This window comes from Streptomyces sedi, from assembly GCF_006335015.1.
GTDB lineage: Bacteria > Actinomycetota > Actinomycetes > Streptomycetales > Streptomycetaceae > Streptomyces > Streptomyces sedi.
Map to the genome: position 1 here is coordinate 191,702 of NZ_VDGT01000010.1, position 15,923 is coordinate 207,624.

General features: G+C 73.6%; 11 protein-coding genes and 1 tRNA gene. 4 read left to right on the plus strand and 8 right to left on the minus strand.

Annotation, left to right across the window (positions count from 1 at the left end; genetic code table 11):
* Positions 1 to 32: 32 nt before the first annotated feature.
* Both FH715_RS15465 and FH715_RS15470 read right to left on the minus strand, forming a co-directional pair.
* Positions 33 to 1,178, minus strand: a complete 1,146-nt coding sequence (locus FH715_RS15465) for a branched-chain amino acid ABC transporter substrate-binding protein (RefSeq protein WP_342782176.1) — start codon at positions 1,176 to 1,178, stop codon at positions 33 to 35.
* Between the two features lie 377 nt (positions 1,179 to 1,555).
* Positions 1,556 to 2,239 carry an ANTAR domain-containing response regulator gene (locus FH715_RS15470; protein ID WP_425472718.1) on the minus strand — a complete coding sequence of 228 codons (684 nt, stop codon included), beginning with the start codon at positions 2,237 to 2,239 and terminating at the stop codon, positions 1,556 to 1,558.
* Positions 2,240 to 2,341: 102 nt separating this feature from the next.
* Here FH715_RS15470 and FH715_RS15475 point away from each other — a divergent pair.
* Positions 2,342 to 2,424: transfer RNA gene (locus FH715_RS15475), tRNA-Leu, on the plus strand.
* Between the two features lie 28 nt (positions 2,425 to 2,452).
* Here FH715_RS15475 and pyk read toward each other — a convergent pair.
* The 4 genes from pyk to pepN all read right to left on the minus strand — a co-directional run bounded on the left by pyk (position 2,453) and on the right by pepN (position 9,734).
* Complete coding sequence (pyk, locus tag FH715_RS15480) at positions 2,453 to 3,886, minus strand: pyruvate kinase (protein ID WP_139645590.1); 1,434 nt, start codon at positions 3,884 to 3,886, stop codon at positions 2,453 to 2,455.
* 239 nt (positions 3,887 to 4,125) lie between these two features.
* Complete coding sequence (locus tag FH715_RS15485; RefSeq protein ID WP_139645592.1) at positions 4,126 to 5,553, minus strand: lysine N(6)-hydroxylase/L-ornithine N(5)-oxygenase family protein; 1,428 nt, start codon at positions 5,551 to 5,553, stop codon at positions 4,126 to 4,128.
* On the minus strand, positions 5,540 to 7,039 hold the full coding sequence (locus FH715_RS15490) for a pyridoxal phosphate-dependent decarboxylase family protein (protein WP_139645594.1): 1,500 nt from the start codon (positions 7,037 to 7,039) through the stop codon (positions 5,540 to 5,542). The genes FH715_RS15485 and FH715_RS15490 overlap by 14 nt, the downstream gene beginning before the upstream one ends.
* 190 nt (positions 7,040 to 7,229) lie before the next feature.
* The gene (gene pepN / locus FH715_RS15495) at positions 7,230 to 9,734 is read right to left on the minus strand and encodes an aminopeptidase N (RefSeq protein ID WP_139645596.1); all 2,505 of its coding nucleotides are present in this window, start codon (positions 9,732 to 9,734) and stop codon (positions 7,230 to 7,232) included.
* A gap of 265 nt (positions 9,735 to 9,999) precedes the next feature.
* Here pepN and FH715_RS15500 point away from each other — a divergent pair, with 265 nt between their 5' ends.
* Entirely contained in the window at positions 10,000 to 10,473 is a 474-nt protein-coding gene (locus tag FH715_RS15500; protein WP_139645598.1) for a hypothetical protein, read from the plus strand.
* Positions 10,474 to 10,756: 283 nt separating this feature from the next.
* Here FH715_RS15500 and FH715_RS15505 read toward each other — a convergent pair whose 3' ends face one another.
* Positions 10,757 to 11,122: a chorismate mutase gene (locus FH715_RS15505; protein WP_139645600.1), complete on the minus strand. Its 366-nt coding sequence runs from the start codon at positions 11,120 to 11,122 to the stop codon at positions 10,757 to 10,759.
* 186 nt (positions 11,123 to 11,308) lie between these two features.
* On the opposite strand from FH715_RS15505, the gene FH715_RS15510 reads away from it, so the two are divergent.
* Entirely contained in the window at positions 11,309 to 13,387 is a 2,079-nt protein-coding gene (locus FH715_RS15510; protein ID WP_139645602.1) for a serine/threonine-protein kinase, read from the plus strand.
* Positions 13,388 to 13,443: 56 nt separating this feature from the next.
* Complete coding sequence (locus FH715_RS15515; protein WP_139645604.1) at positions 13,444 to 13,821, plus strand: VOC family protein; 378 nt, start codon at positions 13,444 to 13,446, stop codon at positions 13,819 to 13,821.
* A gap of 45 nt (positions 13,822 to 13,866) precedes the next feature.
* On the opposite strand, the gene FH715_RS15520 is transcribed toward FH715_RS15515, so the two are convergent.
* On the minus strand, positions 13,867 to 15,477 hold the full coding sequence (locus tag FH715_RS15520; RefSeq protein WP_139645606.1) for a protein kinase domain-containing protein: 1,611 nt from the start codon (positions 15,475 to 15,477) through the stop codon (positions 13,867 to 13,869).
* Positions 15,478 to 15,923 lie beyond the last annotated feature (446 nt).

Genomic DNA, 15,923 nt, shown 5'->3' on the forward strand with positions numbered 1-15,923 from the left:
GACAGCCGCCCCGCCATCGCCCTCACGGCGTGTCAGCCGGCGATCAGCTCGTCGATGTTGCCCACGTAGCCGCGGACGCCCTCCTCGACCTGGTAGAGGAAGATCGACTCGTTCTCGAACTCACCGGTGTCGGTGAAGGAGAAGGTCTTGGTCAGCCCCTCGTACTCACCGCCGGCCAGCGCCTCGTAGACGGACTGGCGGTTCACGTCGCCGTTCAGGTCGGCGATGGTCTGGATGATCATGTTCGCGACGTCGTAGCTCTCCGCGGAGTAGGTGCCCGGCGCCTCGCCGATCTCCTCCTGGTAGCGGTCGGCGAAGTCCTGCGTCGCGTCCTCGGCGGAGGCGTCGGTGCAGGGGCAGGTCAGGAACCAGCCCTCGGCGGCGCCACCGGCCAGGTTGATGAACTCGTCGTCGTTGGAGCCGTCGCCCGAGATGCCGATGCCCTCGAAGCCGCTCTCGGCGAGGCGGGTGGCGAACGGGGCCAACGCCTCGTAGTAACCCGCGTAGATGAGCGCGTCCACGCCCGAGGAGGTGACGGTGCGCGCGGCGCCGCCGTAGTCGACGGTGTCCGCGGGAACGCTCTCGCGCTGCGCCTGGAGGCCGGCGGCCTCCAACTCCTCGATCGCCACGTCGGCCAGGCCCTCGCCGTACGGGGTGACGTCGTCGATGACCATGACGGATTCGACGCCGTCCTGCTCGGCCAGGTACCTGGCCATCGCGCCGCCCTGGGCGTTGTCGTTGGGCACGGCGCGCAGGAAGGTCGGGAAACCCTCCTCGGTGATGGTCGGGTTGGTCGCCGACGAGGAGACCGTGGCGAGACCGGCCTGGCCGTAGAGCGGGGCGGCCACGAAGGTGGGCCCGGAGAACGCGGGGCCGACGACGGCCATCACGTCCTGGTCGTCGATGGCGGACTGGGCCGCGGCGGTCGCCTGGCCCTCGGCGCCCTGGTCGTCGGCGGGGAGGTACTCGATGGTGAAGTCGAAGTCGCCGCTGCTGTTGGCCTCGTTGATGGCCAGCTCGATGCCGTTCTCCATGTTCTCGCCGAGCGCGACGTTCTGCCCGGAGAGCGGACCCTGGAAGGCGATCTTGTAGGTGGTGCCACCGCCGCCACCGTCGTCGTCGCTGCCACAGGCGGTGAGGAGTAGCGCGCCGGCGGCCACCGGTATCGCCAGTCGCACGATGGATTTGTTGAGCACTAGGTAAAACCCCCTGGAACGAGCCCAGCCATGTCGGCACCGCACGACGTCCATGCACCACGCACTCTGGTGCGGCGTGCAGCGGAATCTATTGCCCCGCGAGCTGCACGAACACTGGAGGGGAACAGATGTGATCGCCCTGTGACCTCCGGCACATGCCGGAAACAGAACATAACGACCCGGTGAGCGGACGGGGCGGACACCCGTCCGAGGCCCGAAACACCCCCCGCCCCTTGGGGCGCGCCTCGGGGCACGCTCCCGCCGGCGAACGCGCCGGCGCGGAACGGCGGGAACGCGCCTCGGGGGGCGCGAGGGGGAGAATTAACGGGGAGTTAACAGACGGCGGGGCGGTCACCCGCTCACTTCTGCGGCTTCTGCCGCTTCTCCTCGGCGTCCTCGATGACGGCCTCGGCGACCTGCCGCATGGAGAGCCTGCGGTCCATCGAGGTCTTCTGGATCCAGCGGAACGCGGCCGGCTCGGTGAGCCCGTACTCGGTCTGGAGCACGCTCTTGGCGCGGTCCACCAGCTTGCGGGTCTCCAGCCGCTGCGTCAGGTCGGCCACCTCGCCGGCGAGGCTGCTCAGCTGCTGGAAGCGCGAGACGGCGATCTCGATCGCCGGCACCACGTCGCTCTTGCTGAACGGCTTGACCAGATAGGCCATCGCGCCCGCGTCCCTGGCCCGCTCCACGAGGTCGCGCTGCGAGAACGCGGTCAGCATCAGCACGGGGGCGATGGAGTCCGCGGCGATCTTCTCCGCCGCCGAGATGCCGTCCATCACCGGCATCTTCACGTCCAGGATGACCAGGTCGGGGTTCAGCTCGCGGGCCAGCTCCACGGCCCGCTGCCCGTCCCCGGCCTCCCCGACGACCGTGTAGCCCTCCTCCTCCAGCATCTCCTTCAGATCGAGGCGGATCAGCGCCTCGTCCTCGGCGATCACCACGCGGGTGGTCTGCGGCGGCACGTGGGCGCCGTCCTCGGCGGCGGACGCGTCGGGGAGACCGGCCGGGGTGTCACGCTCGTCAGGGACGTCGGGGGTGCTCACGTTGCTCCTCGGTTCTCCGCCAGCTGGGGCCACCCCCGAGCCTACCCAGTCACCGGTCGGTCGCCGGCACCCGCCGGGAGCCGGTAGACTTCCGTGGCGCCGGCCGGGTTGGTGGAATGGCATACACGGAGGTCTCAAACACCTCTGCCCGAGAGGGCTTGCGGGTTCGAATCCCGCACCCGGCACCCCACTTCACCCGCTCGCCCGACGCGCTCAGCGCGGGGAGTCGTCCTCGCCCACGTGGTGGACCCGCACCAGATTGGTCGAGCCAGGCGTCGCCGGCGGCGAGCCGGCCGTCATCACCACCACGTCGCCCATCCGGCAGCGCCCCATCCGCAGCAGCTCGTCGTCCATGACGGCCACCATCTCGTCCGTGGTCCGCACGGTCGGCACGAGCCGGGCCTCCACGCCCCAGGTGAGGCTGAGTTGGGCCCGGGTCAGCGGGTCGGGAGTCAACGCGACCAGCGGGATCGGCGAACGGTAGCGGGAGAGCCGGCGCGCGGTGTCCCCGCTCTGGGTGAAGGCGACCAGCAGCCCCGCGTCCAGGAAGTCCCCGATGTCGGCGGCGGCCCTGGCCACGGCGCCGCCCTGGGTGCGCGGCTTCTCCGCGTCCGCCAGCGGGGTCAGTCCCTCGGCCAGCAGCTCGTTCTCCGCCGCCTCGACGATCCTGCTCATGGTGCGGACCGTCTCCACCGGGTAACGCCCCACGCTGGTCTCGCCGGAGAGCATCACCGCGTCGGTGCCGTCCAGCACCGCGTTGGCCACGTCGGAGGCCTCGGCCCTGGTCGGGCGGGAGGAGTCGATCATCGAGTCCAGCATCTGGGTGGCCACGATCACCGGCTTGGCGTTGCGCTTGGCCAGCCGCACGGCGCGCTTCTGCACCAGCGGCACCGCCTCCAGCGGCACCTCGACGCCCAGATCGCCCCTGGCGACCATCAGCCCGTCGAAGGCGTCGACGATGTCGACCAGGTTCTCCTCGGCCTGCGGCTTCTCGATCTTGGCGATCACCGGAAGGAAACGGCCCTCCTCGGCCATCACCCGGTGCACGTCCTTGATGTCGTCGCCGGAGCGCACGAAGGAGAGCGCCACGATGTCGACACCGGTGCGCAGCGCCCAGCGCAGGTCCTCGATGTCCTTGCCGGAGAGCGCGGGCACGGAGACCGCGACGCCCGGCAGGTTGAGGCCCTTGTGGTCGGAGACCAGGCCGCCCTCGACCACGCGGGTGCGCACCTCGGTCTCGGTCGTCTCCACCACCTGGAGCGTCACCCGGCCGTCGTCGACCAGCACCCGCTCCCCCGCCGTCACGTCCTGGGCGAGCCCGCCGTAGGTGGTGCCGCAGCGGCGGTGGTCGCCGAGCACGTCCTCGGTGGTGATGGTGAATTCGTCGTCCCGTTCCAACAGAACGGGGCCTTCCGCGAAGACCCCGAGTCGGATCTTCGGGCCCTGGAGATCGGCGAGAATTCCGACGCTTCGCCCGGAAGCATCCGCCGCTCGGCGCACACGCTGGTAACGCAGCTCGTGCTCGCGGTGAGCGCCGTGACTGAGATTGAGACGGGCCACGTCCATTCCGGCTTCCACCAGCTCGGTGATCCGTTCCAGCGAGTCGGTCGCGGGGCCCAGGGTGCAGACGATTTTCGCTCGGCGCATGGAGTAACCCTAGGAGTTACCCGCCAGTACCAGGCTATCGAGAAGTGACGAGGGGAAGGCCGGCTTTTCACAAGAGACCGACAAGCAACAGAATGAGCGCAACGGCGCTCTGATGAGCTTTCGGCGGCCTTATCGTTTCTCTTTCCCGGGCGGCGGGGACTTGCCCGCGTTCCGCCATGAACGGGCGTCGGCCGGAACAGCTCTGCCCGGCCGTCGCGTCGGCGAAACCCGTGCGCCGGTCAGACCGGAATGCTCCGGGGCGGGGGAAGCGTGCCAGGGAACCCGCCGGGGTCGCGCCGCTCCGGCTCCGCACCCACCGGCTGCTGGACCGGCGCGCCGAAGGTGGTGAACGCCGAACGGTCCGGCAGCCGGTAACGCGGCTCGCCGGACAGGGCGTTGACGATGGTGGCGGCGCGGTGGGCGATCAGGCCCAGGTCGGGCGCGCCGACGCCGTGGGTGTGGCGTTCCGCGTTGAGCACGAAGACGCTGCCGCCGATCTTCGGGCCCAGCGACAGCCGGTAGTCCTCGTCGACCAGCGGACGGCCGGCCGCGTCCCGGCCGAGGTCGGCGTCGAGGCCGGCCAGCAGCGAGTTGAGCGGGCGCTCGCGGTAACCCGTCGCCAGCACCACGGCGTTGGTCAGCAGCCGGCTGCGACCGCCGCCCGGCTGGTGGTCCAGGTGCAGCTCCAGCTGGTGGGCGCCGACGCGGCCCGCCGTGCGGACGGCCACGCCGGGGCTGAGCACCGCGTCGGGCCAGCCGTGGGTGACGGTCCTGCGGTACAGCTCGTCGTGGATCTCGCCCAGCGTCTCCTGGTCGACCGCCCGGTACAACTGCCACTGGTCGCGCAGCAGTTGGTCCCTGACGGGCTCGGAGAGCTCGCGGAAGTACCGGGTGTAGTCGGGGGTGAAGTGCTCAAGCCCCAGCTTGCTGTACTCCATCGGCGAGAACGCCGGGCTGCGGCTGATCCAGTGCAGCCGCTCCGCCCCGGAGGACCTGCGGCGCAGCAGGTCGAGAAAGACCTCGGCGCCCGACTGGCCGCCACCGATCACCGTGATGTGACCGGCCGCCAGCAGCCGGCTCCGGTGCTCCAGGTAGTCGGAGGCGTGGATCACCGGGGCGGTGGCCTCGGCGTCGATCAACGGCCGCAGCGGCTCGGGGACATGGGGCGCGGTGCCGATGCCGACCGCCAGGTTCCGCGCGTGCACCCGGGCGATCGCGGGGCTCTCGCCCCCGGCGGCCAGCGGGGTGAGGTCGATGTCGAAGACCTCGTGCTGCGCGTTCCATTTGACGGTGTCCACCCGGTGGTGGAAGTGGAGCGAGGACAGCTGCTCGCTCACCCAGCGGCAGTAGTCGTCGTACTCGGCGCGCGGGCAGTGGAAGCGCTCGGAGAGATAGAAGGGGAAGAGCCGCCCCTGGTGGCGCAGGTAGTTGAGGAAAGACCAGGGGTTGGTCGGGTCGGCGAGCGTCACCAGGTCGGCGAGGAAGGGCACCTGGAGGGTGGTGCCCTCGATCAGCATCCCGGCGTGCCAGCGGAACTCGGGGCGCTGCTCGTACCACGCGGTGCGCAGGTCGGGTTGGTCGTCGGCGAGCGCGGCCAGGGCGAGGTTGGCGGGTCCGATGCCCACCCCCACGAGGTCGAGGGGGTAACGGGGGTCAGCGGCGGTCATCCGGCGGCTTCCTTTGGTCAGGGAGGGAGAGGAGGGAGGAGCGTGGGGCGGGGCGAGCGGGAGCGGCCGGCTCGGCGGCCCGCTCCAGCACGAGCTTGAGCAGCGCGGTCAGATCGCTCTCCTGCACCCGGGGGTTGAGCAGGGTGGCCTTCAGCCAGAGCCGGCGCCGGCCTTCGGCGTCCGGAGCCCAGGCGCGGCCGAGCACGGTGCTGCCGTCGGCGAGCAGCCGGCGGCGGATCGCGGCGACGCGGTCGTCGCCGGCCCCGGCCGGGCGGAAGAGGACCGTGCTGAGGGCGGGCGCGGCCTGCAACGTCAACTTCGGCTCCTCGGCGATCCGCCGGCCCAGCAGCCTGGCGGCGGCCAGCACGTCGTCCACCAGCCCGGCGAGCCCGGAGCGCCCGAGGGCGCGCAGGGTGACCGCGATCTTGAGGACGTCGGCGCGGCGGGTGGTGCGCAGGGAACGCCCCAGCAGGTCGGGGAGGCCAGCCTCGGTGTCGTCGTCGGCGTTGAGATAGTCGGCCCGGTGCGTCAGGGGTAACAGGGCACCCCTGTCGGGCACGGTGAGCAGGCCGGCGGCGATCGGCTGCCAGCCGAGCTTGTGCAGGTCGAGGGTGACGCTGTCGGCGCGCTCGACGCCGGCGAGCAGCTCCCGGTGGCGCGGGCTGAAGAGCAACGGGCCGCCGTACGCCGCGTCCACGTGCAGGCCGGCCGGGCGGTCGCGGCGCGCGCCGGCCACCACGTCGGCCAGCGCGGGCAGCGGGTCGACGGCGCCGCTGTCGGTGGTGCCCGCGGTGGCCACCACCAGGACCGGCTCCCCCGGCGGCAGCCCCTCGACGGCGGCGCGCACGGCCGCCGGGTCGAGCACCCCGCGCGGGGTGGGCAGGGTCAGGGGTGGGGGCAGGCCCAGCAGCCAGGTGGCGCGCCGGGTGCTGTGGTGCGCGTTCTCCCCGCAGACCACGCGCGGCGCGGCCGGGTGGCGTTCGCGGGCCAGCAGCACGCCCAGCATGTTGGACTCGGTGCCGCCCGTGGTGACCAGCGCGTCAGGGGCGGGCGCCGACGGGTGGACCAGCGCGGCCAGTTCGGCGGTGACCCTGGCCTCCAGTGCGGAGGCGGCGGGGGCCTGGTCCCAGGAGTCGAGCGAGGGGTTGAGCGCGCTGGCGGCGAGGTCGGCGGCGGTCGCCACGGCCAGCGGCGGGGTGTGGAGATGGGCGACGCAGTGCGGGTCGGCCGGGTCGGCCGCGCCGCGCGCCAGCGCGTGCACCAGGGCGCCCAGCGCCTCGTGCGCGCCGGTGCCGCGCTCCGGGATCACCGTGCCCCCGACGTGTGCCTCCGGCGCGTCGGGCCCGCCGGCCGGCAGCGGCCCGCACCGCTCGGCCGCGCCGTCGGCGAGCGCCGTCAGCACCGTCTCCAACAGCGGTCGCAGCGCGGCGGGCCCCGCGCAGCCGCCGGCGAGCAGCGTCGGGTCGAGCGGGGTGGGGGCAGACATGAGGCGGGCTCTCCAACGACGACGGAGGGTGATCGGGCGGACAGCCAAACGCTATGCGCTCCCTCGTTCCCCACCCGTCACTTCGCCGCGCTTTCCCCCTATAGAGCGAAGCGTTTCGGCGGACCACCCCGCCAGGTGGTAAGGGATGCCTAACCGGGACCCGGCGCGCCGGGTCCCGTCACTCTCCGCGTCAGCCCGCCGCGCGGACGCGCAACGCCCTGGCGAGGTCGTCGAGTTCGTCGGCGAGCGCCCTGCGCAGCGCCGGCGTCGGCGCCCCGGAGGCCAGGCACTCCTCGCCGAGGGCGAGCGTGGCGGCGTCCGTGAACGGGTGCGGGAAGCAGTCGCGCCCCGCCGACACTGCCAGCGCGTGGCCCCTGCGTTGGGCGAGCGCGGTGGCCGCGGGGAAGTAGCGCGGAACGTAACCGGCCAGCAGTTCGCGCTGCTCCGCGTGCCAGAAGCCCTCGGCGGTGGCGGAGAACAGGTAGTTGGAGAGCCGGTCCTGGCCGTCGAACATGTCCGCCCAGGCGGCCTCCTTGGCCGCCGCGTCGGGCAGCGCGGCGCGGCAGCGCGCGGCGCCCTTCTCGCCGGTGGAACCGGGGTCCGCGGCGGCCTCGGCGTCGATCGCCGCCCGGTCGGTGGCGCCGAGCACGGCCAGCCGGTGCAGCAGCCGCCAGCGGAGGTCCCGGTCCAACTCGGGCCCGCCGGGCAGCGCGCCGGCGTCCCACCACGCCAGCGGGCCGTCCGGCGCGTCGGCCGCGTCGATCGCGGCGCGCGCCGCGATCAGCAGCCGCGTCGGGTCCCCGCCGGCCCCGGCGTGCAGCCGGTCGGCGATCTCCCGCACCAGCCCCAGCGCCTCGGCGCGGCGGTCGTCCGGCAGGTAGCGCCCTGCCAGCGCGCCGCCGGCGAAGCCCAGCACGCCGCTGACGATCACGTTGGCGCTCTCCGACGGCAGATGGCGGCGGGCCGCCTCCAGGTAGTCGAACGGGGCCAGTTCGCCGTCCCTGACCATGTCACGCGCGGCGGTCCACACCACGGTGCGGCTGAGCGGGTCGGGCAGGCTGGAGAGGGTGCGCAGCGCGGTGGCCCACGAGCGTTCGTCGAGACGGATCTTGGCGTAGCTGAGGTCGCCGTCGTTGACGATCAGCAGGTCGGGGCGTCCGCCGGGGAAGGCGTGCTCCGATGTGGTGTCGGCCGCCTCCAGCTCCACGTCGTACTGGGCGCGCGGCAGCACCCGTTCCGGCCTGGTCGGGTCGATGTCGTACGCGCCCAGGCGCAGTCGGTGCGGGCGCCCACCGTGGTGCGCCAACTGGAGCCGCCAGGTGTCGTCGCCGCCCTCGGCGGTGCGCGGCGCGAGGGTGTCGGGCCCCGAGGTGCGCAGCCAGGCGTCGGCCCAGGCGTGGACGGGGCGGTCGGAGGCGCGGGCCATCGCGTCGATGAAGTCGGCGAGCGTCGCGTTGCCGAAGCGGTGGCGGGCGAAGTGGTCGTTGATCCCGGCGAGGAAGGTCTCCTCGCCGAGCCAGGCGACGAGTTGACGCAGCGCGGAGGCGCCCTTGGCGTAGGAGATGCCGTCGAAGTTGAGCCAGGCGGATGCGGTGTCCGGCACGGCCTCGGGGGCGGGCGCGACCGGGTGGGTGGAGGGCCGCTGGTCGGCGTCGTAGCCCCAGGACTTGCGGACCACGGCGAACTCGGTCCACGGCGTGTGGCGCGTCGCCTCGTGGAGCACCTGGTAGCCGAGGTACTCGGCGAACGACTCGTTCAGCCACACGTCGTCCCACCAGCGCAGCGTCACCAGGTCGCCGAACCACATGTGGGCCATCTCGTGCGCGACGACGACGCCGCGCACCTCGCGCTCGGTCTCCGTGACGGCCGACTGGAAGACATAGCTGTCGCGGAACGTGACCAGCCCCGGGTTCTCCATCGCGCCGGCGTTGAACTCCGGTACGAACGCCTGGTCGTAGGAGTCGAACGGGTAGGGCTCCTCGAAGATCTCGTGGTAGCGGTCGAAGCAGCGGCGGGTGATGTCGAACAGCTCGTCGGCGTCCCTGTCGAGATGGGCGGCGAGCGAACGGCGCGTGTGCAGGCCGAAGGGCAGCCCGGCGTGCTCGGTGGTCACCGAGTGGTAGGGGCCGGCGACGACGGCGAGCAGGTAGGTCGAGATCGGCGGGGTCGGCGCGACGTGCCAGCGCCCGGGGCGGTCGGCCTCGCGGGTGGCGCGGCCGTTGCCGAGGACCGTCCACTCCTCGGGGGCGGTGACGGCGACCTCGAAGACCGCCTTGAGGTCCGGCTGGTCGAAGGCGGCGAAGACCTTGGGCGCCTCCGTCATGCAGCACATGGTGTACAGATAGGTCAGCCCGTCGGCCGGGTCGGTGAACCGGTGCATCCCCTCGCCGGTCCGCGAGTACGGCATCTCGGCCACCACGGTCAACTCGTGCGCGCCCTCGGCCAGTCCGGTCAGCGGCAGCCGGCCGTCGGCCAGGCCGTCCGGGTCCAGCTCCCGGCCGTCGAGGAGGGCCGAGCGCAGGGTGGTGGGGCGCAGCTCGACGAAGGTGTCGCCGGCCTCGCGGACGGTGAACGCGACGGTGGTGGTCGAACCGAAGACCGTGTCGCCCAGGGTGAGGTCGAGGTCCAGGGTGTAGCGCTCGACGGTGAGCTGCCGGGCGCGGGCTTCCGCTTCGAGACGGGTCAGTGTGGCCATGGCGCCATGCTGCCCCACGGCGCGGGGGCGGGCCCAGCGGGTTGTGGGCGCCGGGCCCGGCGCGTGGGGCGAACTCCGCCCGCCGCCATGCGTGTTGAGCCCCGGAGTGGTGCCCCGGACGCGGGGAGTGTCAGTGCGCTGGGCTACTGTTCCGGCCACCGTAGGCAACACCCGGGGGGACACCGTTCCGGAAGCCGGACGCCGACCGGGCCGCGCCGGGGGGCGCGGGGTCGTGGTCGGCCCGTTCAGCAGGTGAGGAAGTCAGATGCGCATAGGGATAACCGGCCACCGTGGGCTGTCGGACGCTGTCGCGGCCCAGGTGCGCGAGGGGCTCGCGGCCGAGGTGGCGCGCGCCGCGCCCGGGTCGTTGGTGGGCGTCTCCTGCGTCGCCGACGGGCCGGACAGCTGGTTCGCGCGCGCGGTGCTGGAGGCCGGCGGCCGTCTTGAGGTGGTGCTGCCCGCCGACGACTACCGGCAGTGGCTCCCCGAGTGGCACCACGCGGAGTTCGACGCCCTGCTGGCCGCCGCGGACACGGTCCACCGCACGGAGCTGGCCGCGGCGGACGAGCGGGCGTTCATGACGTCGAGCGAGGTGATGATCGGGCAGGTGGACCGGCTGCTGGCGGTCTGGGACGGCGAGCCGGCCCGCGGCTTCGGCGGCGCGGCGGACGTGGTCGCCTACGCGCAGCGGGTCCACCTGCCCGTGCGGGTCCTCTGGCCGGAGGGCGCGGTGCGGTGAGGGAACGTCGTCGCTCTCGCCCCGCCACCCATGGCACCGAGCCGCGGACGACAACCCACCTTGCCGGTGCCGCACCGTAGTCGCCTGCGGCCCGCCACGCATGCACCGCGCAGTTCCCCGCGCCCCCAAGCAGGCCGCCACCTACCGCACGTGAACCCGCACCCGACCCACCAGGCCAACCCAAAACAGGGGCGCGGGGAACTGCGCGAGCAACCCACCAGCGGGCCGAGGACGACAACCCACCCAAGCCACGCACGTGAGTAGTCGCCTGACTCCGGACCCGTCAGCGCGGCCCGTCGGCGTCGCGCTCGCCCGACTGCCGCTCGCCGGCGATGGTCTCGTGGTGGCGGATCACCTCGGCGATCACGAAGTTGAGCAGCTTCTCGGCGAACGCGGGGTCGAGCTTGGCGCTCCCCGCCAGCTCGCGCAGCCGCGCGATCTGGCGCGCCTCGCGGGCCGGGTCGGCGGCGGGGAGGTCGTGGTCGGCCTTGAGGCGGCCGACCCGCTGGGTGCACTTGAAGCGCTCCGCCAGCATGTGCACCACGGCCGCGTCGATGTTGTCGATGCTGTCGCGCAACGACACCAGCTCGGTGCGCACACTCTCGTCAAGACCGGCGGGCGCCCCTGGCCCGTCGCTGCTCTTCTCCATGGCCACCACCCTATGCGGGAGGGCCGGAGCCCAGGGAGGTGGCCGCCCCGCACCCGGGACGCGGCGGGCGGGGGCCGGCGGACGTGCGCCAACCGCCCGCCTGCTCCCACGCGTTGAGCGAGACGACCTAGGATGTGGAGGCCCGAGACAGGCTGATCCATCACCGGACGAACCCGAGGCGGAGCGATGAGACCACTGGACCCCGCCGATCCGCGCTCCGTCGGGCCCTACCGGCTGCTGGGGCGGCTCGGCGCCGGCGGGATGGGCGAGGTCTTCCTGGGGCGTGGGCCGGGTGGCCGGTTGACGGCCGTGAAGCTGATCCACGCGTCGCTGGCCGCCGACCCCGAGTTCCGGCGCCGCTTCCGCCGCGAGGTCGACGCCGCCCGGCGGGTGAGCGCCGAGTGGACGGCCCCGGTGCTGGAGAGCGACACGGACTCGAAGGTGCCCTGGGTCGCGACCGGGTATCTGCCGGGGCCCTCGCTCCACCAGGTGGTCGACCGTTTCGGGCCGCTGCCCGAGGAGACGGTCTGGTCGCTGGCCCACGGTCTGGCCAGGGCGCTCACCGACATCCACGCGGCCGGTCTGGTGCACCGCGACCTGAAGCCGTCGAACGTGCTGGTCACGCTGGACGGCCCCCGGGTCATCGACTTCGGGATCGCCCGGGCGGCCGACGCCAGCATGGTGACGCGGACGGGCTCGCTGGTCGGCTCGCCCGGCTACATGCCGCCCGAGCAGATCCGCGACGAGGCGCTGTCGGGCGCGGCCGACGTGTTCGCGCTCGGCGTCGTGCTGGGCTTCGCCGCCACGGGGGAGGCGCCGTTCTCCGGCGGCGGGGCGCCGGTGCACACCGTGCTCTACCGGGTGGTCCACGAGGAGCCGGAACTCGGCCCCGAGGACGGCCCGTTGAGTGGTGCCCTGCGGGAGCTGGTCGCCCGCTGCCTGGTCAAGGACCCGGAGCAGCGGCCCTCGGTGGCGGAGGTCGTCGAGGCGACGGCCGAACGGGGGCGGGCGGCGGTGGACGCGGAGAGCGGGCTGTGGCTGCCGGCCACGCTGACCTCCCTGTTGGGCCGCGAGGCCGCGGGGCTGCTCGCGCTGGACGGCCCGTCGGCCACCACGGTCGACCCGGCGCCCGCGACGCCGCCCCCGCCCGCGGCCCCGCCGGCGGTCGACCGGGAGAACCGTCCCACTCCGCCGCCCGACGCGCCCACCGTGACGGCGTTCGGCGACTCGCCGTCCGCCCCCGGCGGAGGCCGCCGGCGGACGCCGCTGATCGTGGCGACGGCGGCTGCCGCCGCCGTGCTGGCCGCCGCGCTGGGCTGGACGCTCAACCGCACCTCCGACGACGGCGCCGACGCGGGCGGCTCTCCCAGTGAGGACCCCGTCGTCTCCGATCCGGCGCGGGACCCGGACGACGGCTCGGACGACGGCTCGGCCAACGGCTCCGGCGGCGACGGGGACGGCGGCGCCGGCGATTCGGAGGCGCCGCTGCACCACCTGCTGCCGGCGAGCGTCCAGGAGTCGGGGGTGATCACGGTCCGCACCGGCGGCGAGTACCCGCCGTTCTTCTCGCCGACGGACGACGACGCGTACACGGGGATCGAGCCGGACCTGGCGGCGGCGGCGGGCGAGCTGCTCGGCGTGGAGTTCGAGTACCGCACGATGAACGGCGACATCCTGCAGCAGATGTCGACCGAGCTGAGCGGCGGCATGAACATCGAGGACATCGGCTGGGGCGCGTTCATGGTCGACCGGGACGTCGCGCCCGCCGTCAACCTGGACCTCGTCGGCCATCTGCGGGAGGGCTGGGTGCTGGTCGTCCCCGAGGGCGGCCCCGACACGCTGGGCGAGCTGTGCGGCGCGACCTTCGCCTCCTGGCACACCTTCTTCCTGGAGGAGCGGCTGGGCGGATGGTCGGAGGAGGCCGGCTGCGCGTCACCGCCCGAGACCTCCGACCAGTACTACGTGGAGGAGGCGCTGGACGCGGTCGCCTCCGGCCAGGCGGACGCGGCGCTCATGCTCCAGGGCGCCGCCATGGCGCTGGACGAGGAGATCGGGGCCGCCGGGCTGGCGGTGGGCGAGCCGTTCGAGCTGTTCGACCGCGCCATCGCGGTCAGCAGCGGGCAGCCGGAGATCCGCGACGCCCTCGTCGAGGCGCTCTCGACGCTGGTCGAGGACGGGACCTACGCCGAGATCCTCGCCGACTGGGACGCGGCGGAGCTGGCCGTCGAGGAGATCGCCGTGGACCCCTTCGTCTTCGCGGACTGACGGCCGGGGACACGCAGCCGAGGCCGAGTGTCAGTGGCGCCCACTACCCTGCCCGCATGATCGCCACCCTCCAGTGCGTCGTCTTCGACTGTCCCGACCCGGCCGCCCTCGCCCGCTTCTACGGGAGGATTCTCGGCAGTGAGCCGGACACCTCCCGGCCGGAGTGGGTGACGCTGACCGGCCCCGACGGCCGGCGCCTCGCCTTCCAACGGGCGGAGGACTACCGGCCTCCGGCCTGGCCCGATCCGGAGCACCCCCAGCAGCTGCACCTCGACTTCGACGTGCCGACCCTCGCCGACATGCCGGAGGCCGAGGCCGCGGTGCTGGCCATCGGCGCGACGTTTCTCCACGACAGCGGCGGGGAGACCGTCGGCTTCCGGGTCTACGCGGACCCGGCGGGCCATCCGTTCTGCCTCTGCTACGGCCAGGGCTGAGGCCGCCGGACGGAGCGGTGCCCGCCCGGCCCGCCCGGCCCGCCGTCAGGGTTCCTCGCGTCGTCTCGTCATGAGCCGGCCCTTGCCGTCGTAGCGTTCGTCGCTCCTCAGGATGAGGATCCCGTCGACGAACCCCCAGAAGAAGGCGCCGCCGGCGGTGAAGAACATGAGGAGTCCGATGCCCCAGTGACCGGAGTAGAAGCGGCCGAGACCGAGGACGCCGAAGACGATCTGCAGCCAGCCCATCACGGTCTTCGACTTCGGCGAGAGCTCGGGCCCGCCCTGTCGGCCGTGCCCCTCCCGCTGAGGCGGCGTCCGGGTGGGGGCCTCCGACGGCGGCGCCTCGGCGGCCAGCGGACGGGGCTCGGGCACGGGCGCCGACACGGGCTCGGGCTCAGACACGGGCGCCGACGCGCTCGGGGGCGCGGCGTCGCCCGGCGGCGGGGTGGCGATCTCCGTGGGGGCCGCGTGCGCGGACACGGTGGCGAACGCGGGGGCGGCGGGGGTCGAGCGGGCGGCCGGCGGCGGAGGCGTCGCGGGCTCGGCGGGGGCCAGCGAGGCGACGGGAGCCGCGGGCGTGGCTGCCTCGGTGGGCGCCGCGTGCGCGTCAGGGACGGTGAACGGCGAGCCGAAGTCGCCCCGTGGCGCGCCCGGTCGCGGCGTGGGGTCGTCCGTGGACGCCGGCGTCGTCGGCACATACGGTGCGGCCCCGGCGTCGAAGCCGGTCGAGGAGCCGGCGACCAGCGTGTCGGTCGGGCCGCTGAGGGCCAGCAACCGGGCCGCCTCCTTGCCGAGTTGCGCGGTCAGGGCCGGCGGCAGCCACACGCCTTCCGCGCCGTCCGGGTCCTGGTGGCGCTCGGCCTCCTCCGCGATCTCCTGGGGTTCGGGACGGTCGGCGGCCTCCTTGGCCAGACAGCGTTCCACCAGGTCGCGCAGCGCGCCCGTGAGCCCGTCGAGCGTCGGTGGCTCGGCGACGACGCGGTGCATCAGCGAGTGGGCGGCGGAGTCGCGGGTGCCGAACGGCCCCTCGCCGTTGGCGGCGTAGGCCAGCACGGCGCCGAGGCCGAAGATGTCGCTGGCGAAGGTGAGGCGTTCGCCGCGCACCTGCTCGGGCGACATGTAGCCGGGCGAGCCGATCGCCACCCCCGTCCGGGTGGCGACGGCCCCGTCGGCGGCGCGGGCGATGCCGAAGTCGATGACGCGCGGGCCGTCCAGCGTGATCAGCACGTTCGACGGCTTGAGGTCACGGTGTGTCACGCCCGCGCCGTGAATGGCCATCAGCGCCCTGGCCAGCCCCTCGGCCAGTCGCCACACGGAGAACTCGGGGAGCGCGCCGTGCAGTTCGTCCACCGCGCGGGTCAGCGCCGGCCCCGGCACGAACCCCGTGGCCAGCCACGGCACCTCGGCCTCGGTGTCGGCGCCGAGCACCGGCATGGTCCACTCGCCGGAGACCCGCTGGACCGCGGCGGCCTCCTGGCGGAAACGGCGCCGGAACTCCGGCTCGAACGCGAAGTGCGGATGGATCAGCTTCACCGCGACGGTCCGCCCGTCAGGTGCCCGGCCCAGATAGACCCGGCCCATCCCCCCGGCCCCGAGGCGCGCCAACAACCGGTACCCGCCCAACTCACGCGGATCCGTGGGCTCCAACGGTTTCACGCCCTGCTCCCTGTCCCCCGTGACGTCAGGAAAACCACTGCTCTCGCTACCCTCTCGATGCGCTCGGAATGGGCCAACACGGCTGTCGGGCACATCCGTTGCCGCCTCCGCGTCCGGACCACTCTCGCACGCGGAGGGCACGGCGCGGCGCCCCACCGTCTCTTCCGGCCACGGCGGAACGGCCGTCGACGGCCGCAACCGTGCGGGCAAGCCGAACGGTACCGCTCCCGCCCCTCCCCGCGCGCCTCACCCCTGCGGACGGACGGCCGGGAACCGTCCCCGGGAACAGCGCGCGCCCCGGCACCGGAACCGCTCCGCGCGTCGCCGAGGGCGGCGGCGGCCCGCCGGGACCGGGTCCACACCGGCGCCGGCGGGCCGTGTGTCGGCCGTTCTTCGGCGGCCGAGGACGAGAAACGGAACCTGATCGGTCCCTGTCACGTCAGAAC

Coding starts and splice junctions, on each gene's coding strand:
- FH715_RS15510 (WP_139645602.1), top strand. CDS start 11,309: ATGAGACCACTGGACCCCGCCGATCCGCGCTCCGTCGGGCCCTACCGG.
- FH715_RS15485 (WP_139645592.1), bottom strand. CDS start 5,553: ATGACCGCCGCTGACCCCCGTTACCCCCTCGACCTCGTGGGGGTGGGC.
- pyk (WP_139645590.1), bottom strand. CDS start 3,886: ATGCGCCGAGCGAAAATCGTCTGCACCCTGGGCCCCGCGACCGACTCG.
- pepN (WP_139645596.1), bottom strand. CDS start 9,734: ATGGCCACACTGACCCGTCTCGAAGCGGAAGCCCGCGCCCGGCAGCTC.
- FH715_RS15500 (WP_139645598.1), top strand. CDS start 10,000: ATGCGCATAGGGATAACCGGCCACCGTGGGCTGTCGGACGCTGTCGCG.
- FH715_RS15515 (WP_139645604.1), top strand. CDS start 13,444: ATGATCGCCACCCTCCAGTGCGTCGTCTTCGACTGTCCCGACCCGGCC.
- FH715_RS15505 (WP_139645600.1), bottom strand. CDS start 11,122: ATGGAGAAGAGCAGCGACGGGCCAGGGGCGCCCGCCGGTCTTGACGAG.
- FH715_RS15490 (WP_139645594.1), bottom strand. CDS start 7,039: ATGTCTGCCCCCACCCCGCTCGACCCGACGCTGCTCGCCGGCGGCTGC.